General features: G+C 42.4%; 19 protein-coding genes. All 19 read right to left on the bottom strand.

The window, feature by feature from the left end; genetic code table 11:
• Window positions 1–5: 5 nt before the first annotated feature.
• Window positions 6–941, bottom strand: coding sequence for a tRNA (adenosine(37)-N6)-dimethylallyltransferase MiaA (miaA, locus tag AU377_RS13185; RefSeq protein WP_067408230.1), 936 nt, complete (start codon window positions 939–941; stop codon window positions 6–8).
• A complete protein-coding gene (locus AU377_RS13180; protein WP_067408229.1) occupies window positions 938–1,852 on the bottom strand; it encodes an alpha/beta fold hydrolase in 915 nt (304 codons plus the stop codon). The genes miaA and AU377_RS13180 overlap by 4 nt, the downstream gene beginning before the upstream one ends.
• Window positions 1,853–1,902: 50 nt before the next feature.
• Complete coding sequence (gene glpK, locus AU377_RS13175) at window positions 1,903–3,396, bottom strand: glycerol kinase GlpK (protein ID WP_067408228.1); 1,494 nt, start codon at window positions 3,394–3,396, stop codon at window positions 1,903–1,905.
• 29 nt (window positions 3,397–3,425) lie between these two features.
• Entirely contained in the window at window positions 3,426–5,282 is a 1,857-nt protein-coding gene (gene mutL / locus AU377_RS13170) for a DNA mismatch repair endonuclease MutL (protein WP_067408227.1), read from the bottom strand.
• A 5-nt stretch (window positions 5,283–5,287) separates the two neighbouring features.
• Window positions 5,288–7,855: a DNA mismatch repair protein MutS gene (gene mutS / locus AU377_RS13165; protein WP_067408226.1), complete on the bottom strand. Its 2,568-nt coding sequence runs from the start codon at window positions 7,853–7,855 to the stop codon at window positions 5,288–5,290.
• A 199-nt stretch (window positions 7,856–8,054) separates the two neighbouring features.
• A complete protein-coding gene (gene cotE, locus AU377_RS13160) occupies window positions 8,055–8,651 on the bottom strand; it encodes an outer spore coat protein CotE (protein ID WP_082732048.1) in 597 nt (198 codons plus the stop codon).
• A 97-nt stretch (window positions 8,652–8,748) separates the two neighbouring features.
• Window positions 8,749–9,177, bottom strand: coding sequence for a RicAFT regulatory complex protein RicA family protein (locus AU377_RS13155; RefSeq protein WP_067408225.1), 429 nt, complete (start codon window positions 9,175–9,177; stop codon window positions 8,749–8,751).
• Window positions 9,177–10,718, bottom strand: coding sequence for a tRNA (N6-isopentenyl adenosine(37)-C2)-methylthiotransferase MiaB (gene miaB, locus AU377_RS13150; protein ID WP_067408224.1), 1,542 nt, complete (start codon window positions 10,716–10,718; stop codon window positions 9,177–9,179). The genes AU377_RS13155 and miaB overlap by 1 nt, the downstream gene beginning before the upstream one ends.
• A 231-nt stretch (window positions 10,719–10,949) precedes the next feature.
• Window positions 10,950–11,216, bottom strand: a complete 267-nt coding sequence (locus AU377_RS13145) for a stage V sporulation protein S (RefSeq protein ID WP_067408223.1) — start codon at window positions 11,214–11,216, stop codon at window positions 10,950–10,952.
• Between the two features lie 85 nt (window positions 11,217–11,301).
• Window positions 11,302–12,099, bottom strand: a complete 798-nt coding sequence (locus tag AU377_RS13140; protein ID WP_067408222.1) for a TIGR00282 family metallophosphoesterase — start codon at window positions 12,097–12,099, stop codon at window positions 11,302–11,304.
• A gap of 68 nt (window positions 12,100–12,167) precedes the next feature.
• Window positions 12,168–13,724, bottom strand: a complete 1,557-nt coding sequence (rny, locus tag AU377_RS13135) for a ribonuclease Y (protein WP_067408221.1) — start codon at window positions 13,722–13,724, stop codon at window positions 12,168–12,170.
• Window positions 13,725–13,960: 236 nt separating this feature from the next.
• Window positions 13,961–15,025 carry a recombinase RecA gene (gene recA, locus AU377_RS13130; RefSeq protein WP_067408220.1) on the bottom strand — a complete coding sequence of 355 codons (1,065 nt, stop codon included), beginning with the start codon at window positions 15,023–15,025 and terminating at the stop codon, window positions 13,961–13,963.
• Between the two features lie 176 nt (window positions 15,026–15,201).
• Window positions 15,202–16,455 (bottom strand): competence/damage-inducible protein A, encoded by a 1,254-nt coding sequence (locus AU377_RS13125; RefSeq protein ID WP_067408219.1) that lies wholly within the window; start codon window positions 16,453–16,455, stop codon window positions 15,202–15,204.
• Window positions 16,456–16,470: 15 nt separating this feature from the next.
• Entirely contained in the window at window positions 16,471–17,049 is a 579-nt protein-coding gene (gene pgsA / locus AU377_RS13120) for a CDP-diacylglycerol--glycerol-3-phosphate 3-phosphatidyltransferase (protein ID WP_067408218.1), read from the bottom strand.
• A gap of 146 nt (window positions 17,050–17,195) precedes the next feature.
• Window positions 17,196–18,068: a helix-turn-helix domain-containing protein gene (locus tag AU377_RS13115; protein ID WP_172794065.1), complete on the bottom strand. Its 873-nt coding sequence runs from the start codon at window positions 18,066–18,068 to the stop codon at window positions 17,196–17,198.
• 16 nt (window positions 18,069–18,084) lie between these two features.
• The gene (locus tag AU377_RS13110) at window positions 18,085–18,882 is read right to left on the bottom strand and encodes a DUF3388 domain-containing protein (protein WP_067408216.1); all 798 of its coding nucleotides are present in this window, start codon (window positions 18,880–18,882) and stop codon (window positions 18,085–18,087) included.
• Window positions 18,883–19,108: 226 nt separating this feature from the next.
• Window positions 19,109–19,843: an SDR family oxidoreductase gene (locus AU377_RS13105; protein WP_067408215.1), complete on the bottom strand. Its 735-nt coding sequence runs from the start codon at window positions 19,841–19,843 to the stop codon at window positions 19,109–19,111.
• On the bottom strand, window positions 19,840–21,138 hold the full coding sequence (locus AU377_RS13100; protein ID WP_067408214.1) for a pitrilysin family protein: 1,299 nt from the start codon (window positions 21,136–21,138) through the stop codon (window positions 19,840–19,842). Before AU377_RS13100 ends, AU377_RS13105 begins: the two co-directional genes overlap by 4 nt.
• Window positions 21,131–22,414: a pitrilysin family protein gene (locus AU377_RS13095; RefSeq protein WP_067408213.1), complete on the bottom strand. Its 1,284-nt coding sequence runs from the start codon at window positions 22,412–22,414 to the stop codon at window positions 21,131–21,133. Before AU377_RS13095 ends, AU377_RS13100 begins: the two co-directional genes overlap by 8 nt.
• Window positions 22,415–22,458: the final 44 nt, after the last annotated feature.

Below are 22,458 nucleotides of genomic sequence, written 5' to 3'. Positions count from 1 at the left end.
GTTCTCTAAATACTTCTAAAACCCTTCATTTGTTCTAAAATTTCCTTACAAATTTCCATTGTGCCCAATTCCGCCTCAAACCATTCAACGGAAAGCTTATTGCGGAAATAAGTCATTTGCCGCTTTGCATAATTTCGAGTATTTTTTTTGATGAGTGCAATCGCTTCTGCAAGTGTCAGTTCTTCTTCAAAATGTTGATACAGCTCCTTATAACCAATCGCTTGAACCGATTGCACATTTCGAATGCCTTGATCCCATAATGCTTTTGCTTCCTGTAATAACCCTTGTTCCATCATCCCATCCACACGACGATCTATTCTTTCATACAAAACATCACGTGGAACATGAAGACCGATTAATAAATGATGATAAAGCGGTTTTTGTCCGACTTCTTTTTCATGATCCTTTTTCGTTCTTCCTGTTACTTCAATAATTTCCAATGCCCGAATTAATCGCCGATGGTTATTCGGATGAATTTTTTCAGCGCTGATGGGATCAAGGCGTACTAATTTTTCGTATAAAGTGTGTGCGCCATTTTGCTCGAGTTCTACTTCAAGACGTGATCGCACCAACGGATCTGCAGCTTCCTCCGTAAATCGGAAATCATACAAAACAGATTGGACATAAAGGCCCGTCCCACCTACAATGATCGGTGTTTTGCCGCGTTCCTGAATATCTCGTATCCATTTCCGTACACTCAATTGGTATTCAGCAACCGAAAATTCTTCCATCGGATTTTTCACATCAAATAAATGATGGGGGATTCCTTCTTTTTCTTCTTCTGTTATTTTAGCTGTTCCAATATTTAATTGTTGATAGACTTGCATCGCATCGCCGTTAATAACCTCTCCGTCAAGGGCCTTTGCAAGGGCAACACTTAAAGCCGTTTTTCCCGAAGCTGTCGGACCAACGATTGCAAGTACCTCTGGTAAATCATTCATCTTTTTTCAATCCAGTCATTTACAAATTTAAATACGTTTTGCCGATTTTTTTCATGCAACAACTCGTGACGGCCGCCTTCAAATAGCATCACCGTTACTCGTTTAATTCCTGCTTGCTCCATTTGACCCGCAACTTTCCAAACGGCTTTTCCATTCTTGCCGACAGGATCTTTGCTGCCTGACAGTAAAAGGATGGGAAGGTTTTTCGGGATTTTCTCCACTTCACTCTTTCGATGAATTTGACGCAGCCCGCCAAATAGATCTGCGAAAAACTGTGTCGTCGGTACAATTCCGCATGCTGGGTCTTTCAAATACTGAATCACTTTCAACTCATCCCTAGACAGCCAATCGAATGGCGTTTTGGGATTTGGCACATTTTTGTTATATCTGCCGAAAATGAGCTTGTTTAAAAAGTGATTTTGTCTTAAGTTTCCGTCCTTTTTTCCTGAAAGATACGCAATCACTTGACCGGCCGCCCTACTCATCCCCGGATCCCCGCTCGTTCCCGCCAAGATGACCGCATTGACATCGTGGCCGTAGAGTTGGATATACCTGCGTGCGAGAAAAGATCCCATACTATGCCCAAACAGGATGAATGGAATGGAACGAAGTTGTTCTCGGAAATAAGCAATGACTTCACGTACATCTTGTACAGCACGTTCAAATCCATTGTGACGATCAAAATGTCCCTTTAAACCATTAATCGCCGCGGTTCGCCCATGCCCCCGATGATCATGACCCGTCACAACAAAACCTTTACCGACCAAAAACTGCGCAAATTCATCATACCTTGCAATATGCTCCGCCATGCCGTGCAAAAGGTGAATATGACCAATAGGTTCGCCTTTTGGCTCGAAGATTATGGCATGCACCAAAAAATGATCAGACATTTCAATGACTACCTTTTTCATTGCCGATCACACTTCCCTTCTGCATCCGCAATTTGCCGTGTCAACTAACATCAGTTTTTGAAAGTCCTAGCCGCTTGTACAGCGCGCCTCCAGCCCGCATACAGCTGATCACGCTCTTCAATCTCCATTTTTGGTGAATACGTTTTCGTTTTTCCCCACATCGATTCAACATGTTGAATATTTTTGTAAAAACCGGTGGCCAAACCCGCTAAATAAGCGGCACCTAATGCAGTCGTTTCCAAAAATTTAGATTGCTCCACTTCCGCTTGAAGTAAATCACTTTGAAATTGCATGAGAAATTGATTGGAAACCGCGCCTCCGTCTACACGTAATACACCGATCTCCATTCCGGCGTCTTGCTCCATTGTAAGGAGTACGTCTTTTGATTGATAGGCGAGTGATTCAAGTGTTGCCCGGATAAAATGCTCTTTTTCGGTGCTGCGTGTTAAACCGAACACGGCACCTCTTGCATCAGAATCCCAATACGGCGTTCCGAGTCCGACGAATGCCGGTACAACATATACGCCCTCAGAAGAAACGATGCGGTTCGCATACCGCTCTGAATCGGCAGCACTTTGGATCATTCGAAGACCGTCCCGGAGCCATTGAATGGCAGAGCCTGCAACAAACACACTGCCTTCTAGCGCATAGGTAACTTTGCCATCGAGTCCCCACGCAATCGTCGTCAATAAGCCATGATCCGAATGTACGCGCCGTTCACCTGTATTTAAAAGCATAAAGCAGCCAGTGCCATACGTATTTTTAGCCATCCCTCTATGAAAACAGGCTTGTCCAAAAAGCGCACACTGCTGGTCTCCCGCAGCCCCGGCAATCGGCACTTGTTCACCAAAGAATACCGTGGGATCGGTTTTCGCATAAATCTCAGACGACGAACGCACTTCCGGAAGCATGTTCATCGGAATTTGAAACAAGTCACAAAGTTCTTCATCCCATTTTAATTCACCTATATGAAAAAGCATTGTACGGGAAGCATTCGAATAGTCGGTGACGTGCGCTGCACCATTTGATAATTTCCAGATAAGAAAAGAATCGATCGTGCCAAATAGCAATTCGCCTTTTTCGGCACGTTCCCTAGTTCCTTCAACTTCATCTAATATCCATTTCAATTTTGAAGCAGAAAAATAAGGATCAAGCTTCAAACCTGTTTTTTCTTGGATGAGCTGTTCATGGCCATTCTTTTTCAACCCGTTGACAATGTCTTGGCTTTGTCTAGATTGCCAAACAATTGCATTGTAAATCGGTTGGCCAGTTAGCTTGTCCCAAACGACTGTTGTTTCCCTTTGGTTTGTAATGCCAATCGCATCTATATCTTCCGGCCGATTGCCGCTTTCCGATAAAACAGCAGCGATGACGGATAAGACAGAACCCCAAATTTCATTTGCATTATGTTCCACCCAACCAGGTTTCGGAAAAATTTGCGTAAACTCTCGTGCGGCTGTATGCACAATTTCCCCATTCGCATCAAAAAGAATCGCCCGTGTACTCGTCGTTCCTTGGTCAATGGATAAAATATACTTTCCCATCCCACAGCCCCCTAATATTGAAGCGTATATCACATTACCCTTTTAAACATTTTTTCTATTTCGTACGTTGAAAAATGAATGAGGACAGGTCTGCCATGCGGGCAAGTAAATGGATTGTCTGCCTGCGCTAAATCATTCAACAGTCTTTCCATATCTGCAATTGTTAAATGATGGTTCGCTTTAATTGATCGTTTACAACTCATTAAAATCGCCGCCTCTTCCCGCAGCTTCCCGATATCTATTTTTCGGTCATTTAAAACTTGTTCAATCACCTCTTCGATAATCGGCGCCTCTTCTCCTGCTGGAAACCAAGATGGATATTCTTTTACGGTATAAGTAGACGGCCCAAAAGGTTCTAAGAAAATACCCACTTCATGCAATTGTTCTTTTCGCTCTTCAATTTTCACTTGGTCACTGGCACTATAATGAAAAAGCAGCGGCATGAGCAATAATTGCCTTTCTTCGTGATTCGGTGTACTTAATTTTTCTCTAAAAAATTCATATTTAATCCGTTCTTGTGCTGCATGCTGGTCGATCATGTAAAAGCCATCCTCGTTTTGCGCGACGATATACGTACCATGCACTTGACCGACCGGAACAAGCAACGGGAATGATTTCGCAGGGGGGTCCGGTGTCAACTCCTTTTCCGTTGCAATAGCAGGCTCAATAGGCGGCGGATCTTGAACGATTGACGCTTCAGCTGGCAACTTCGTTTCCCTAGGTTGGGGATCGTCTATTTCAACTTGAACTTCTTCTTCACGAACGACTTGCGGCTGTTTTTGCACTGCTTCATTTGAAAATGTGGGAGCCGATTTCTCTTGTTGCATCGAATGCCATATATTTACTTGCTCCGTTCTTAATTTCGGAGGTGCTGTCTTTTTAATTGCATCTGGAATGATCGTACTTTTTTGAATCGCTTGCCGAATGGCTTGAGTTGTTAATGTGAGCAATTCGCCTTCTTTACTCATCCGGATTTGCTGCTTCGAAGGATGCACATTCACGTCGGTTAAAAAAGGATCGCCCTTTACATTCACAACGGCGATTGGGAAACGCCCAATTGGTAAATACGTATGAAACGCGTCTAAAATCGCATGCGTCATCGCATGGCTTTTCACCCATCGCCCATTCACAATAAGAGTCATATAATTGCGTGATGCCCGTGTAATTTCCGGTAAAGAGACAAAACCGCTAGCCGAATAATCAGCGTTCTCCGCCGAAAATGGAACCATTTTCCGTGCGACAGCCATTCCATATATATCTGCCACTACCCGCCGTTGATCACCACTGCCTGACGTTTGCAATAAAACCTGACTCGCATGGGATAGTTTAAAAGAAATCGCCGGATGGCTAAGCGCCAAACGGTTCACAAGATCTATAATATGGCCTAGTTCAGTCTGGATCGTTTTCATGTATTTTAAGCGGGCGGGTGTATTGAAAAATAATTGAGAAACCGTAATATCGGTTCCTTTTCGAAATGCTGCATCCTGGTGAAGAATAACTTCTCCTCCATCGATTTGTACTTCCGTTCCTGTCGTTTCGCCGTCGGACGTCCATAACGATATTTTTGAAACAGAAGCGATACTTGCAAGCGCTTCTCCCCGAAATCCTAATGTTCGAATCCGAAACAAATCATGATCATTGGAAATTTTGCTCGTTGCATGTCTTTCAAATGCACGAACCGCATCTTGACGAGACATGCCCCTGCCATTATCCGTCACTCGGATCGACGTCAAGCCCGCTTCTTCCAACGTAATTTCAATCACCGTAGATCCTGCGTCAATAGCGTTTTCTACAAGTTCCTTGACAATTGAGGCGGGGCGTTCGACGACTTCCCCGGCGGCAATTTTATTGGCCAGGGTATCGTCCATTACATGAATAATATCCATTCGATTCATCCTTTCTTCGAATCGAGTTTTTCTTTCAATTCAAATACAGTTTGCAGCGCTTTAAGCGGCGTCATATTCAGTACATCCATAGTTGCAATTTGATCGAGAATCGCTTCTTCTTCTTTTGAAACAGACTCGGGTTCTTCCTTTTGTAAATCAAAGAATGTCATCTGCTCGGGTTCACTTTCAGGTAGTTGAACCGCATGTGCATTTTCAAATGTTGTAAGTAAATCCTTTGCCCGGTCAAGCAATTCACTTGGCAATCCTGCAAGTTCTGCTACGTAAATACCGTAGCTTTTATCTGCCGCGCCCGCCATTACTTTATGGAGAAAGACTACTTTACCGTCTTGTTCCATGGCGGCCACATGGACATTTTCGAGGCGTGGTAATTCATTATCCAAATTGGTCAGTTCGTGGTAATGCGTGGAAAACAAAGTGTTTGCCCCAATTTCATGATGAATATGTTCCATCATCGCTTGTGCCAATGCCATTCCATCGTATGTAGAAGTCCCTCGACCAATTTCGTCAAATAATAGAAGACTGCGTTCCGTAGCATTTACGATCGCATTTTGTGATTCCATCATTTCCATCATAAATGTGCTTTGTCCGGATGCTAAATCATCTGCCGCCCCAATCCGAGTAAAAATTTGATCTGTGATTGGCAGCATGGCTTCGTCGCATGGAACGTAACAGCCAATCTGTGCCATTACAACGGTAAGTGCCACTTGACGCATATACGTACTTTTCCCTGACATATTCGGACCTGTGATTAAAAGCATGTTTGCTTCTTCTTTTAACTTACAGCTATTCGGTACATAGAGCGAATGATCCATCATTTTCTCAACGACTGGATGACGTCCATTTTTAATAAGGAGTGCTTTTCCTTCATGAAAGCTTGGTTTTACGTAATTACGTTTTTCTGAAACGTGTGCAAATGTCAGCAGTACATCCAACTCACTTAATACACTCGCAAGTTGTTGCAAATGCCGAATATGCTCGCGCATTTCCTCACGTACAGATGTAAACAGCACATATTCTAACGCTAACCCTTCTGCTTCCGCATTCAAGATGAGATCTTCTTTTTCTTTTAACTCTGGTGTAATATAACGTTCAGCATTTGCCAACGTTTGTTTTCTTTCATATCGTTCTAAGTCGGCAAGATGAATATTCGATTTCGTTATTTCTATAAAATAGCCGAATATCCGATTATACCCGATTTTCAATGACTTAATGCCTGTCCGTTCACGCTCTTCCCGCTCAAGTTCCGTAAGCCATGCCTTTCCATTTTTGGAAGCATCTCGGTATTGGTCGAGTTTCGCGTCAAAACCATCTTTCATCACACCGCCCTCTTTAACGGATAGGGGTGGATTTTCTGCAATAGCATTTTCCAGTAATTGCAATGCTTGTTCACAAGGGTCAATGCGCTTGGCAAATTGACTAAGCAAAGGTTGATCGGAACTTTCCAATGCTGTCTTAATCGTTGGCACGGAACGAAGAGAATTTCGAAGTTGGGCAAGATCCCTCCCATTGGCACTGCCCATCGAAATGCGGCCTGCAAGCCGCTCTATATCATAAACATCCCGTAAATTTGTTTGAAGCTCGTCCCGTAAAAAATAATCGTCTATTAAAGCAGATACCGTTCCGAGGCGCTTTTCGATTGCACCTTTTTCAGCTAGCGGCTGATGAATCCACATTTTCAATTTACGTGCACCCATTGCAGTAACGGTTTCGTCCAACAATCCATACAACGTGCCATCCTTACCGCCTGTCCGAATCGATTGGATGAGTTCAAGATTGCGCATCGAGTTGGCATCAATCGATAATTTGGATTGCTTTTGAACAAATTCAAACGGCTTAATATGATCAAGCGCGCTTTTTTGTGTCCGCTTAACATAGGATAAAAGAAGTTCACAAGTGTCAACGACTGTTGCAGGTATTTCCGTGAAAAGCTCCTCCGCTTCATACGTTTCTTTACGATGTTCAATAGAAAGTACGATCCCGCGTTTCGCCAAGCTATCACTCAACGTAATATGCAAATTTTCACAGACGACCACTTCTCGCATACCAAGTGCCTCTATTTCTGAGATGAGTGTTCGCTCACTGCCTTCTATGCATTCTACTTTTCCTTCTCCGGTTGCTAAATCCAAATAAGCAAGCGCATAATGTGACGAATCTATACTGTCTGCCGCACCAATAAAATGATTACTATTCGCGTCAATTGTTTTTCCCTCGGTCATTGTGCCCGGCGTTACAATTTTAACAACTTCTCGTTTCACAATTCCTTTAGCTGCTTTTGGATCTTCCGTTTGTTCACATATGGCTACTTTATGCCCTTTTTCGATTAGCGACTCAATATATCCTTCGGCTGAATGATACGGAACCCCACACATCGGAATTCGATCTCTACTGCCAGCATCCCGGCTCGTTAATGTAATTTCTAAAATATGCGCTGCTTCTACCGCATCATTAAAAAAAAGCTCATAAAAATCGCCAAGCCTAAAAAATAGGAATGCATCCTCATGCTGGGCTTTAATCTGTAAGTATTGTTGAATCATTGGTGTATATGTTGTCATTGGTAAACCTCACTACAAAAACTTATTTTCCCCCATTATAACAAATCCACAAAATTGAAGGCAGTCTAAGGGCGCGACGTCCTGTCGCAACGACTGCATGACCTACATCCTGTAGGCCCCGTTTCAAAATCCCGACGCAATTACGCCGAGGCGTAATTGATTCATTCATCAAAAAGAAGCCGGATAATTGCCCCGGCTTTTAAGTATCTTTTCCTTTTTTATGTTCGTGTCCATGACCAGCACCTTTTACTTCATGCTCGCGGTGATGCCCATGACTTTGACCGTGTCCGTGGTGATGCGAAGATGATTCATCGTTATAAGACCATTCTTCTTCAAAATTACTATGCGGATGAACAGTTACGCATATTTTTGTTTCACCGACGACTTCGGCCAGCAGTTCTCGCTCAACTTTAATGCAAAATTTCTCGCCACAGTCCGAAATGACAGCTTCTGTGCAATTTGGATGCTGAATGACAGAGACAATGACTTCTTCATGTGCAGAAGTCGGTTCATCACGGTAGTGAAGACGAATCCGATCCCTATACGGAACCGACTCAGTGAAAACTGACGTTTTGCAATGATCGTGGTGTGAATACCAGACGTTTACATCAAATTTACCTGACACTTCAACGTACTTGCCATTCTTCTTTGCCTGGTGTGTATGGTTAATCACCCAGCAGCCTAAAATGCTTGTCGGACTATTCGGCGGCTTCAACTTCACTTCATCTTCTGTCCGCTTTTTCCCTTTGGCAATTATTGTTTTCGCGACGATCTGACGTAAATTTTTCAGAACCATTCCTCCTCCATTCGCTTCAATCCATCTTATGCAAATGGAGCCCAGATCGTGAAAAAAATCGGTAAGGAATTTTTCCTTACCGATCAATTTCATTGTGTTAACATGACTTCGTCGTATTTTCTACGTAAGAACCAGTCTCTCCGCGCTCAAGATTACCGCCTGTGGAACGAATAATTTCATCTGTCACACAGTTAGAAATCGTGTTCGCTACAAGTTGCAGCAGGTCGTTTACTTCTAGCTGTGACTGTTTAAACTCTGTGACAATTGGAACTTCGTCTATTTCATTTTCGATTTTCGCAATTTTATCTTCAATAATTTTCATTGCGCGTTCTTTTCCATATTGTTGGAAGTTTACAGCTTGTTTTTGTAACGATTTCAAGCTTGCAATGTTTTCACGAATTTTTTGGTTTTCATTAATTTGCGCTTCTGCCCGCTTGAAAAACTCAACTTCTTCTGTATTGGCAATCATGTCTGCAATTTCTCGTGCTTTTTCTATGATTTCTTCCTTTGTAAAAAGCTTTTCCATTACAATATCACCTTGTCCTTTTCTACGACATCGATAAACTCGCCGTCTAATGACCAAGTTTTGGCCTCTGTTATTTTTACATTTACAATTTTCCCAATTACCGATTGAGGTGCTCTAAAGTTCACAAGCTTATTTTTCTCTGTATAACCTGCGAGTACATCCGGATTTTTCTTACTTTCCCCTTCAACGAGTACTTGTACAATTTTTCCTTTATATGGCATCATTGCTTCTGCCGAAGTATCATTGACAAGCTTGTTTAAACGCTGAAGACGCTCTTTTTTCACTTCCATTGGCACATTGTCTATCATTTTTGCCGCCGGCGTCCCTTCACGCGGTGAATAAATGTACGTGAAGGCCATGTCAAAACCTACTTCCTCGTACAATGTCATTGTTTCTTCAAATTGCTCGTCCGTTTCATTCGGGAAGCCGACAATAATGTCTGTTGTAAGCGTCACATTAGGAATCGCTTCTTTAATTTTCCGAACGAGGTCTAGGAAATGTTCACGTGTATATTTACGGGACATGATTTTTAATATCTCACTTGAACCTGATTGAACCGGTAAATGAATATGATCGACGAGGTTTCCACCTTTTGCCAATACCTCGATCAAGTGGTCATCAAAATCACGCGGGTGGCTCGTTGTAAAACGAATACGCGGAATGTCAATTTTCCGAAGATCATCCATTAAATCACCAAAACGGTAATCCAAGTCTTCAAAGTCTTTTCCGTACGCATTGACGTTTTGGCCAAGCAATGTGACTTCTTTATAACCTTGTGCTGCCAGTTGCCGAACCTCTTGAATAATATCATGCGGTCTTCGGCTTCGCTCTTTCCCGCGTGTAAACGGTACGATACAGTACGTACAAAACTTGTCGCAGCCATACATAATATTAACCCATGCTTTGATAGAACCGTGACGCACTTTCGGAAGGTTTTCAATAATATCCCCTTCTTTTGACCAAACTTCCACGACCATTTCTTTCGATAAATAAGCCTCGTGTAAAATGTTTGGCAAACGATGAATATTATGGGTTCCAAAAATCATATCGACTTGGTCATACGTCTTTAATATTTTATTGACGACAGACTCTTCTTGCGACATACAGCCGCAAACCCCGATTAAAATATCTGGATTCTCTCGTTTTAAAGGTTTTAAATGACCCAGTTCCCCGAACACTTTGTTTTCTGCATTTTCACGAATGGCGCATGTGTTCAGTAAAATGACGTTCGCATCTTCTACAGTATCGGTTGGTTCATACCCAAGCCCCATGAAAATACCCGCCATAACTTCCGTGTCATGCTCGTTCATTTGGCAGCCGTATGTTCGTATGTAAAATTTCCGGCCATTGCCCATACCACGAAAACGTTCATCTATTTTAAAATCGTCGTGGTAAGCAATTTCTTCTTTCCCACGTTTTTTTGCATCTTTTAAAGAAGGCGGCGTATAGACTGTTTGGAAATATTGACTATAGTCCTTCTCTTGACTCTTTTGGGGTTCCGGCTTGATGTCTCCTTGTTGCAGACGTTGTTCTTCGTTCATGTTAAATTAAATCCCCTTTCTAACAAACTCGCGGGAGGTAGCTTCACTTTATGTTTTATCTATTTGATCATGTACTTTGAAAACGTTTCTTTCAATGAACATACGAATCCATTATACGTGAATATAGGGTTCGTGTACAAGCAAAGGTCGTATTGTCGGATCTTTGTCACAGTTCATTCTTTCCATACAAAAAGACCACTGGAAATATTTCCGTGGTCTTTATTTTCTTGATTATCTTGGTCTTTTTTCAATGAGCAGCTTCATCGCTGTTCGACCTTCCCCATTTATTTCGATATCGGTGAATGCGGGTGCACAAACGAGATCTCCACCACTTGGAGCAACGAAGCCCCTTGCAATTGCGATCGCTTTGACTGCTTGGTTGAGTGCGCCAGCTCCTACTGCTTGCATTTCAGCATAGCCCTGGTCTCGAACGACTGCGACGAGAGCACCGGCAACTGAATTCGGATTCGAGCGTGATGATACTTTCAATGGATTCACCATAATTCCTCCTTATTTTCCGATGTCTATGGAACACATCACTCCATAGACCATCCTATGATTGAAGGAAGTCATTTAGACGCGGTTATCCCCTGAATGGCCGATCTTCATTGATCGCTATCCGTTCTATTTGAAGTGCTTTTCCAGTTTGGTCATTTAGTTCGACATAAAGGCCATTTAATTGTCCCCGACCTTTTTTTGGTACTTCAAAGCGTACAGGAAGATTTGTTCGAAAACGATAAATGACATCTTCTTTTTTCATGCCTAATATTTCATCATAAGGTCCCGTCATTCCAGCGTCTGTGAGATAGGCGGTACCTCCGGGTAAAATTCGATCATCGGCGGTCTGTACATGTGTATGCGTACCGACAACAACAGATGCCCGTCCATCCAGATGCCAGCCCATGGCAATTTTTTCACTCGTTGCCTCTGCATGAAAGTCAACAAATACTAAAGGTGATAACTCTTTTGCTTGTGCAATGAGCTCATCCGCCACTTTAAAAGGATCTTCATGCGGTGGTAAAAAAGTTCTGCCGTGTAAATTAATTATCGATAGCGTGACACCATTTCTAGAAATAGTTGTCATCCCTTTTCCAGGTGCTTCTTCAGAAAAATTAGCAGGACGAATAAGATAATCCGTATCGTCGATAAAATCATAAATTTCTTTATGATCCCATGTATGGTTCCCCATTGTGATAACATCCACGCCCGCGCGAAGCAAATCATCGAATATCGCTTTTGTAATGCCTCGTCCAGATGCGGCATTTTCGCCATTTGCAATGATCACATCCGGATTATACTTTCTTTTCAAACGTGGCAAATAGTCAAATACCATTTCCCGTCCTGGTGATCCTACGATGTCCCCAATAAATAATAATTTCATTTTTCAACCTCTTTCATTCTTCTCAAATTGAAAAAGGGGCTCCGATCTCTCCGGACGCCCCCTTTTATTTATTTTGCGTATTCGACTGCCCTTGTCTCCCGGATCACAGTCACTTTAATATGTCCTGGATAATCAAGTTCTTCCTCGATACGTTTCCGAATGTCCCTTGCAAGACGGTGTGCTGTAATGTCATCGATTTGGTCAGGTCGGACGATGATTCTCACTTCGCGTCCCGCCTGAATGGCAAATGATTTTTCAACACCATCATAGGATTCGGATATTTCTTCAAGCTTTTGAAGTCTACGAATGTAGTTTTCAAGCGTTTCACTGCGTGCTCCCGGTCTTGCCGCAGACAAAGCATCTGCCGCAGCAACAAGCACTGCAATGACGGAAGTTGCTTCTGTATCTCCGTGATGCGATGCAATACTGTTTATGACAACGGGATGTTCTTTGTACTTCGTTGCTAATTCAACACCGATTTCCACGTGGCTTCCTTCTACTTCATGATCAATTGCCTTTCCAATATCGTGAAGGAGACCTGCTCTTCGTGCTAACGTTACATCTTCACCTAATTCAGCTGCTAAAAGCCCTGCTAAGTAGGCGACTTCGGTAGAATGCTTTAAGACATTTTGTCCATAGCTTGTACGGAAGCGTAATCTTCCTAAGATTTTTATCAAATCTGGATGTAGATTGTGAATGCCGATATCGAACGTCGTTTGCTCTCCTGTTTCCCTGATGAGCTCGTCTACTTCACGTCTCGATTTTTCGACCATTTCTTCAATACGTGCGGGGTGAATTCGGCCGTCTTGCACTAATTTTTCAAGTGCAAGTCGAGCAGTTTCCCGACGAATTGGATCAAAGCCAGATAAAATGACTGCTTCTGGTGTATCATCAATGATTAAGTCAATTCCCGTTAACGTTTCAAGTGTTCGGATATTACGACCTTCCCGTCCAATAATACGACCTTTCATCTCGTCATTCGGCAAGTTCACAACGGATACCGTTGTTTCGGCAACATGGTCTGCCGCAAAACGCTGTAAGGCAAGTGAAAGAATTTCACGCGCTTTCTTGTCTGCTTCTTCTTTTGAGCGTAGTTCCGCTTCTTTTGTCATGACGGCGATATCTGTAGATAGCTCTTTTTCGACTTCATCTAGAATGAGGCGTTTCGCTTCATCCCGAGTGAGTGACGATATTCTTTCAAGTTCCGTTTGCTGAACGGCAACGAGCTCTTCCGCCTTGCGCTCCATCTTTTCGATATGCTGTTGTCTTCCGGCTAGCGCTTCTTCTTTGCGCTCCAGACTCGCTTCTCTTTTGTTGAGAGCCTCATCTTTGCGGTCATGATTTTCTTCCCGTTGTAAAAGACGGTTTTCCTGTTTTTGCAGTTCCGCTCTTCTTTCACGGATCTCTGTTTCCGCTTCAATTCTCAGTTTGTGAGTTTCATCCTTTGCTTCCAGCAGTGCCTCTTTTTTCATTGCCTCCGCTTCGCGTTTCGCCTCTTCGACGATGTATTCGGCCGAGTCTTTGGCACCCTTCACTTTTGAATCGTTCACTTTCTTAATAACAAAATAGATAACAACTGCACCGACGATTAGACCGAGCAAAGCGGAGATGATGATTTCTACCATCGAGGTCACCTCCTCTTGCTATTCTTTTCATTTTCAGTCGGCTCGTATATCAACGTACAACATACTGCCAAAATCAATTTTATAGTATAGAAATATACACTCTAATTGTATCGATGTACATTTAACCTGTCAAGGATTGGACATATACAAAAAAACATACTTTTACACAATTCAAAAAATACCGATCTATCTCTTCTATTAAAGATAAATCGGCATGTTAAACTTAGCTTTTCAAATTATTTTTCTTCTTCCAAAAGAAGCGCCAATTCCTCATCGTCTTCATCTTCGTCATGTCCCGCAATGATATAGTTGCTTGCGGCCAGTCCATAAGAATCTCGAATTTTATTGGCGATTTCTGCACGAACCTTTGGATTTTCTTTCAAGAATTGTTTTGAATTTTCCCGTCCTTGACCAAGTCTTTCACCTTCATATGAATACCAAGACCCACTCTTTTGAACGACTTCCACTTCTACGCCCAGGTCGATTATTTCGCCCTCTCTGGAAATCCCTTCACCGTACATAATATCCACTTCGGCAGTTCTAAATGGCGGCGCCACCTTATTCTTTACGACGCGGATACGCGTTTTGTTTCCAACAATATCATTCCCCTGCTTGATAGCCTCACCGCGGCGTACATCTAGACGAACAGAAGAATAGAATTTTAGCGCACGCCCACCTGGAGTCACTTCCGGGTTACCGAACATGACGCCCACTTTTTCACGGATTTGGTTAATGAAAACAGCAATTGTTTTCGATTTGTTAATCGCACCAGAAAGCTTACGCAGTGCTTGGGACATGAGACGGGCTTGTAAGCCGACGTGAGAGTCGCCCATTTCACCTTCGATTTCCGCTTTTGGTACTAGCGCTGCAACGGAGTCTACAACGATAATGTCAATCGCTCCACTTCGCACAAGCGCCTCGGCAATTTCAAGCGCTTGCTCCCCTGTATCTGGTTGAGATAAAAGTAGTTCATCTATATTAACACCTAGTTTTTGGGCATAAATAGGATCGAGCGCATGTTCGGCATCGATGAATGCGGCTTGTCCACCAGAAGCTTGGACTTCTGCAATTGCATGTAGAGCTACTGTCGTTTTACCAGAACTCTCTGGACCGTAAATCTCAATAACACGACCGCGTGGATAGCCTCCTACACCTAGTGCAGCGTCAAGTGCCAACGAGCCACTGGATGATGTGGCGATTTCCCGATCGGTTTGTTCACCGAGCTTCATAACAGAGCCTTTTCCGAATTGCTTTTCAATTTGTTTTAATGCCATATCTAATGCGGCTTTACGATCGCTCACAAATAATTCCTCCTCGATGTACTCGATTTGTTTTTTTCTCTTCCCTTACTATACTCCTTTTTTAAAAAATACTCAAGAAAAAAACGAACGCCTATTCGATTTATTTTTCACGAATAGGCGTTTTAAATGAGAATCTCGCTTAAAATCACATTTTAAATGAGATTTGAGGGCAAAAATTAATTTTGGCCTTCTTTTTCTTTCAAATATTGAATGAGGTAGTAAAGTGCAAAACGAGTGGCGCGTATGCGGTTGGCATTTCTAGAACCCGACAAGAGAAGTTTGAAGGTTACTGCTGCTTCATTTTTGAATGCAATACCGATCCATACTGTACCGGCTGGTTGACCGTCATGCGGATCCGGCCCTGCCGCCCCCGTTAAACCAACCCCAATATCTGAGTTATATTTTTTTCGAACAGATTCTGCTAGGGCAGCTGCACATTCCGAGCTGACAATACCGTGCGCGGATAATACTTCTGGGTGTATGCCTAACAGCTCAACTTTCATTTTTTCATTGTAAACGACGGTACCCCCTTGGAGGGTGGAACTAATTCCAGATTCGCCGCCCAACTCCGCCATAAACATTCCAGCTGTTAAGCTTTCTGCCGCTGATATTGTCCAACCGTTTCGTTTTAAAATTTCGGCTGCTTTTGAAGGCAGTGTATCCTCATCAATACCATATATGAATTCCCCAACAAGTTGACGAATTTGTGCTTCTACCGGTGCGATCAGCTGTTCAGCTTGTTCCTGTGAACGAGCCTTCGCTGTTAGGCGCAATGTAACCGCGTCCGGAGTGGCAAGAGGAGCAACCGTTGGATTCGTTTGTTTTTCTAAAATCTTTTGCACACGGAATTCAAGCTCTGCTTCCCCAATGCCATAGAATTTCAGTACCCGGGACAATATAACTTCTTTTTTCCCTGTCGCACCTAGTAAATAAGGGATTGCCTCCTGTTCAAACATCGGTTCCATTTCGTGTGGTGGTCCCGGCAAAAGTATATATTGGCGTCCTTCTTTTGTTAAAGCCATTCCAGGTGCCATGCCATTTTTATTCGGTAAAACGATGGAACCTTCTAAAACAAGTGCCTGTTTCTTATTATTTTCCGTCATCGCACGCCCGCTTCGCATAAAATAACTTTCAATATAACGCAATGCCTCATTGTCGCTAACGAGTGCTGCACCCAGACATTTTGCGATGGACTCTTTTGTCATATCATCTTTTGTCGGTCCCAATCCGCCAGAAAAAATAAGTAGGTCAGCACGCTGCTGTGCCACTTTTACTGCATCTTCCAACCTAGCTGGATTATCCCCGACAACAGTATGATAATAGACGTCAATACCAACTTCTGCAAGTCGTGAAGAGATAAATTTTGCATTTGTATTTGTAATTTGTCCAAGCAACAACTCAGAGCCTACAGCTATAATTTCCGCTTTCACGAAAAAACCTCCCCCTTACATTGAATCGAGCAATACACGTCTATTTTTATAAAAATAGTCATAACCGGACCACACTGTAAAGAGAAGCGCAATATACAGCATAATCATGCCAAACGGCACCCCTATCGATTCAAAAAAGATATTATTGAACAATAAAGAAGCAATCGCTAAAATTTGTGCGGTTGTTTTAATTTTCCCTAGCATATTCGCCGCTACAACTTCACCGCCGCCGGCTAATATTAAGCGCAAACCTGTTACGGCAAATTCTCGGCTAATAATGACGATTACAATCCAGGAGGGTGCGGAGCCCAATTCAACGAGTATAATAAATGCTGCCGAGACGAGTAATTTATCGGCTAAAGGATCAAGAAATTTTCCCATGTTCGTGACAAGATTGTATTTCCTTGCGATATATCCATCAAGCCAATCCGTTACAGAAGCAAAGATAAATATTAAACCGCCAATGAGATGCTCAATTGAAATTACGGTTCCGGCAGCACTAACGGTACCAAAACCGAAGTCAACAAGCATGAAAATCATAAAAATTGGGATCAATAAAACACGAGATACTGTGATTTTATTGGGCAAATTCATTTACTATCAGTCCTTTCAAAGCAAAAGGCTGTCCCAATACGAAGAGCCAGGCACCATTCAACACTAAATGCAGTATCGGAAATAAAAACTTGATCCTACATTAACAGTATATGGTGGTGCCAGGCACTTCTAGGACAGTCCCTTCGTTACTTTTCGTATTCAATGACGATGTTTTGCGGAACGGTTGGCTGTGGTGCTACACCATATTCAAGCTTTTCACCGTTCACATAAATTTCAGTACTCATTGGGCGGCCAACACGAATACGTGCATTACTTATTTGACTGAGGTCAAACTCAATGACATCCCCTGCATTCATAACACGTGCAGGCGTCATCCATTCTTTCCCTGTATTGTCCCTCACGCCAATCCAAGAACCACCTGTCAAACGAATTTCAAGCTGAAAGGCGTCTGCATTTGACAGCTTGTATAAAGAAGTTTCCCCACTAGCACTTTCAAATGCCAATGTTTGCGGAATTACCTCAGGTACTTCCTCTTCTTCCTTCGCTTCTTCATCCGCATCCTCTTCAGCAACGCTATTTTCTGGTGGCTGAGGATCCGACTTCGGATTTTCCACTGTTAATGGCTCTTCCGTCTTTACATCATCTACGCCATTTTTAGAGGGTGCCGCTTTATGCAAGTAAAGTGTCCATACGACGACAATAATCACAATGATAAATAATGCCACAATGATTTTCGGCATTATTTCATTGAATTGATTGCTACTCTTCAGACCCTTTTTGCGTGTAAGTGTCGCGGGCTGTGGGGCCTCTTCGTCGGGAATTGACTGGGGTGCTGTATCCTTATACAAAGCCAACATTTCATCGGGGTCCAGGCCCACCGCCTCAGCATATTGCTTAACAAAAGCCCGGACATAGAAAGAGCCCGGCATCGTGCTGTAATCTTCGTTTTCGATACCGGAAAGGTACCGTTTTTGTATCTTGGTAATTGCTTGTAAATCTTCGAGTGTATAGCCTTTTTTCGTTCTCGCCTCTTTTAGGCGATCACCTAATCCGGTCACCAAAAACACCTGCCTATCAAAAGTTGAATAAGCCCGATCCCCCCATTGTCCCCCGGTCGGACATCATATGGTTTTTCTCCAACATTTCATATGTAATTTCTTGTTCCGGATCGGTTCTTAATTCAATAATATAATCAAAATCATCCATATTATATTCGGAATGTTGTACAAACATATCTGGATGTTCTACAACCTTAATCGTCGGCATGCGCATCATTTCCCGAACGAGCTGCATATGACGCTCATCTTCTGCTCGTCGCGTCACAATGCCATCTAGTATGAAAATGTTGTCCTCTGAAAATTCGTCACCCATTAAGTTACTTCTTACTGTTTGTTTGATCATCGTAGAAGAAAGAAAAATCCATTTCTTATTCGCACAAACACTTGCAGCTACTACGGATTCTGTTTTTCCGACACGCGGCATCCCTCGTATGCCAATAAGCTTATGCCCTTCTTGTTTAAAAATCTCAGCCATAAAGTCGACTAAAATACCTAAGTCACTTCTCACAAAACGAAACGTTTTTCGTTCATCGACATCCCGCTGAATATAGCGGCCGTGACGAACTGCAAGAATATCCCGCAGATTGGGTTCGCGTATTTTTTTTACTTTGATCGTATCCATCGTAGACGCAATTTGAGCAAACCGTTCAATTTGATCATCATTTTCCGTTCGTAACAGCATACCGCGATGCCCGCCGGCAACACCATTTATTGTTACAATATTGACCCGAAGCATTCCGAGTAAAGATGCGATATCACCTAGAAGTCCTGGACGGTTTACCTGAATTTCATATTCTAAATACCACTGACCCATTCGACACACCCCTTTTCCAATATGTCAGTTATGAAAAATTCTTAGCTTGAAGCGGAGATTTCCCATTGAATCAGTTGAATACAGCACATATCAAATAACCCTTCGACAAAATCCCCTTAAATATGACGCGCAACCTGCAACTTAGTTCCATCATAGCGGATACAAGTCATTTAGAAAAGGAAAAAAGAATGAATGATAGTGAATCATTTCTCGAATGTCTGCGTTATTATGTATACCAACCACCGTTCACCTTTAAGACCTCTCCTGTGATATAATTTGCTTTTCCGCTCATTAAAAAGTTCACGGCTTCCGCTACATCCTCTGGTTGCCCGATCTTCCGTAATGGAATTTCCTCCATTGCCAGCTGATGATCCTCATCAGAAATCACATCGTTCATTTCTGTGCCAATCCAACCCGGAGCAACTGCGTTTACTCGTATCCCTGAGTAGGCTGATTCTTTTGCGTACGCCTTAACAAACGCGTGCTGTGCCCCTTTTACAGCAGAATACATTACTTCACTCGCCGCACCCGTCTCTCCCCAAATTGAGCCGATAAATGTCACATAAGACGTGTCGAAATGGCGTAATTTCGGGGATAGTAAGCTGATTAAGCGGGCAGGGGTTTGAACATGCACCTTCCATAACGCGCTCATTTCCTCGGTTGTCGTATCCGTTAATAGTTTAACGACTGCCTGACCGTTTGCAACGACAATCGCACGGACATGCCGAGCTTGGTTTGCAACCAGCTCGGCACTTTCATCCAACGCCAAATTTGCATAGATCGTTTCAAAACTTTGCAAAGGATAATCCCTTTGAAGTTCTGCCTGTAACTGCAATGCTTTTTGATGCCCGCGGTAATAATGCAAATAGATCGACCAGCCTGATGCGGCAAGCGTTTTGCAAATAGCAGAACCTATCCCGCCGGATGCACCTAATACAAGACAATACCTATTTTGCTTCATTGCGCTTGATCAGACGGAAGAATCGTATAGACGGAATGGCCGCCTTCATCCGCAATTGACTGGAAGGCATTTTGCAGATCTTTCATTGTGAGCTTTTCTAATGTCGGCACGACGTCAAACAAGTTCATTTTATTAAACGTATAGCGCGTAAATTGGTTCGCTATAAATTCTGGTGAATTTAATGATCGGACGAACTGACCGATTTTTTTCTTGCGCAAGCGATCTAATTCCTCATCCGAAATTTGCCCCTTCGTTCGCATGTCTTTCATTGTCTGCAGGATTTTTTCTTTCAACTTTTCTGGTTGATCTGTATCCGATGCAACCATCGCAAAACCAAAACCTTTTTCCATTGTAAAATCATACGAGAAAGATTCATCAATGAGTCCCTCATCATATGCCTCGGTGTAAAATGTTGAGGATCTGCCAAATAATACATCAAGTACGAGGGCAGATGATAATTCATGGATGAGCATTTCCTCTCCCTCAATATTCGTATGATTGCACTTCATGCCAACATTAAGCTTCGGCTTCGTCACATCCATTGTCAGCGTCCGATCTTTGATGGCAACAGTGTCTGGTTCGGTTGGAAATTCACGGGTAATCGTATGCGGCGCCTCAAATTTTTTGCCATTCTGATTCTTCTCGATAAATGGAATCATTTCATCCGGGTCAACGGCACCAACCACAAATAGAACCATATTGGATGGATGATAAAATGTGTTGTAGCATTCATACAAGTGATCAGCTGTTATATGCTGAATGGACTCAACAGTTCCTGCGATATCAATTTTTACGGGATGCTCATGAAACATATTTTCAATTGTCCCGAAGTAGAGCCGCCAATCAGGTTGGTCATCATACATCGTAATTTCTTGAGCAATGATTCCTTTTTCTTTTTCAACTGTTTTTTCAGTGAAATACGGTTCTTGTACAAAATCGAGCAGAACTTCCGTATTTTCATATAGCTTGTCAGTCGCTGAGAATAAATAAGCGGTTCTTGTAAAAGAAGTAAATGCATTGGCAGAAGCCCCATTTACACTAAACTTCTGGAAAACATCACCATCTTCTTTTTCAAACATCTTATGCTCTAGGAAATGGGCGATTCCGTCTGGAACTGTCACAACTTCGGATTTTCCACGCGGCTCAAACATACGGTCAATCGAACCGTATTTCGTTGTAAACGTCACAAACGTTTTTGAAAATCCCCGCTTCGGCAAAATATAAACTGTTAAACCGTTGCTAAGCGTTTTTGTGTAGAGTGTTTCCTGTATATTATCAAATTGAATTTTATTCATCAGTTAATGCCTCCTTGCCAGATAACAAATAGATGATTTCCAATTTGATGTTAGATGCCATCTTTTGAATCTCTTCTTTTGTTACTGCTTCCCATCCAGCAATAAGCTTTTCAGCAGTAAAATGTTCATCCAACTCTTTAAATTGATCGAAAACTTCAATTTGTCCTCTAGGTGAGTCGAAAGCACTTTTAATACCATTAGAAAGAAGTGCTTTTGTTTGTTCAAGCTCAAGCTCCGTTACGTTGCCATTTCGCAGTTCATCTAATTGCTCTTGAATTAATTGCACGGCCTTCTCTTCCAAGTTTGCGTCAATTCCCGCCATGACATAAACGAGTCCATAGTGGGAGGCAAAAGAACTTGATACATAGTACGCCATACTTTCCTTTTCGCGTACATTCATAAATAACTTACTATGTGCAAAGCCGCCAAAAACGCCATTCGTCACTTGCATTTTTGCAAAATCAGGATGTTGCAACGTAATAGGGGTACTAAATCCGATATGCAGTTTTCCTTGCTTCATCTCTTGCTTTTCTCTAATATGCTTTACTTTCCCGACATCTTTCCCCGTCATTTGTTCGGGTGTCATTCTTTTTCTAGCGGGTCTAGCTTGGAATGGGAAAAGCTTTTGGATTTTTTCAGTAATTGAATTTATGTCTATATCCCCTACAACATAAATGTCAATTTCGTCTTCTTGGATCATCTTGTTGTATGCTTCTAGCAGTTGTTCGGAAGTTAGCGCGTCGATGCTTTGTTCAGTTCCATTTGAAGAAGCGGATGCCGGGCTATTGGGTCTTAGTAATTCCAGCATTCTTTTTTGTGCGTATCTCGTTTTATCATCGTAAAGTGAACGAATTCGCTCTTTGACGGAACGTTTTTCCCGTCCTACAATTGATTCGTCAAATTGTCCATTCACAAAATTCGGTTCAAAAATAACTGCTCGCAGCAATTCAAGTACTTGGTCAACTACCCCGTCACCGTTCACAAATTCATCATTTACACATTCCGCATAGAGCGATACCATATGCGTATCCCCTCTTTTTGCCGCATCTGTGTAAATAATTGTGCCATAAAGTTCATCTAATGCTTTTCTAAGCTCACTTTGAGTTTTATAGCGACTGTTCGAATCTTGTAGGACATTTGCTAGTACTGCACGATGTGCTGATTTACTCTCGTCTAGACATGTTTTCCATTTTACTGAAAAATTAATTGTTTTAAACTGGTCTGATTGACGAATGTATAAAGAAACACCTTCTTGAAGTTCGACTTTATTGAACATACAAACACCTCTGTTTTCGTTAATATGCGAAATCCTTACTTCAC

The organism is Sporosarcina sp. HYO08 (genome assembly GCF_001563475.1).
GTDB lineage: Bacteria > Bacillota > Bacilli > Bacillales_A > Planococcaceae > Sporosarcina.
This window is presented reverse-complemented; position numbering and strand designations above follow the sequence as displayed.

Coding starts and splice junctions, on each gene's coding strand:
- AU377_RS13155 (WP_067408225.1), bottom strand. CDS start 9,177: ATGGAAAAGCTTTTTACAAAGGAAGAAATCATAGAAAAAGCACGAGAA.
- AU377_RS13095 (WP_067408213.1), bottom strand. CDS start 22,414: ATGTTCAATAAAGTCGAACTTCAAGAAGGTGTTTCTTTATACATTCGT.
- AU377_RS13110 (WP_067408216.1), bottom strand. CDS start 18,882: ATGGGTCAGTGGTATTTAGAATATGAAATTCAGGTAAACCGTCCAGGA.
- pgsA (WP_067408218.1), bottom strand. CDS start 17,049: ATGAATTTGCCCAATAAAATCACAGTATCTCGTGTTTTATTGATCCCA.
- AU377_RS13180 (WP_067408229.1), bottom strand. CDS start 1,852: ATGAAAAAGGTAGTCATTGAAATGTCTGATCATTTTTTGGTGCATGCC.
- AU377_RS13100 (WP_067408214.1), bottom strand. CDS start 21,138: ATGAATAAAATTCAATTTGATAATATACAGGAAACACTCTACACAAAA.
- glpK (WP_067408228.1), bottom strand. CDS start 3,396: ATGGGAAAGTATATTTTATCCATTGACCAAGGAACGACGAGTACACGG.
- rny (WP_067408221.1), bottom strand. CDS start 13,724: ATGGTAGAAATCATCATCTCCGCTTTGCTCGGTCTAATCGTCGGTGCA.
- mutS (WP_067408226.1), bottom strand. CDS start 7,855: ATGACAACATATACACCAATGATTCAACAATACTTACAGATTAAAGCC.
- miaA (WP_067408230.1), bottom strand. CDS start 941: ATGAATGATTTACCAGAGGTACTTGCAATCGTTGGTCCGACAGCTTCG.
- AU377_RS13105 (WP_067408215.1), bottom strand. CDS start 19,843: ATGAAGCAAAATAGGTATTGTCTTGTATTAGGTGCATCCGGCGGGATA.
- cotE (WP_082732048.1), bottom strand. CDS start 8,651: ATGGTTCTGAAAAATTTACGTCAGATCGTCGCGAAAACAATAATTGCC.
- AU377_RS13140 (WP_067408222.1), bottom strand. CDS start 12,099: ATGAAATTATTATTTATTGGGGACATCGTAGGATCACCAGGACGGGAA.
- miaB (WP_067408224.1), bottom strand. CDS start 10,718: ATGAACGAAGAACAACGTCTGCAACAAGGAGACATCAAGCCGGAACCC.
- mutL (WP_067408227.1), bottom strand. CDS start 5,282: ATGGATATTATTCATGTAATGGACGATACCCTGGCCAATAAAATTGCC.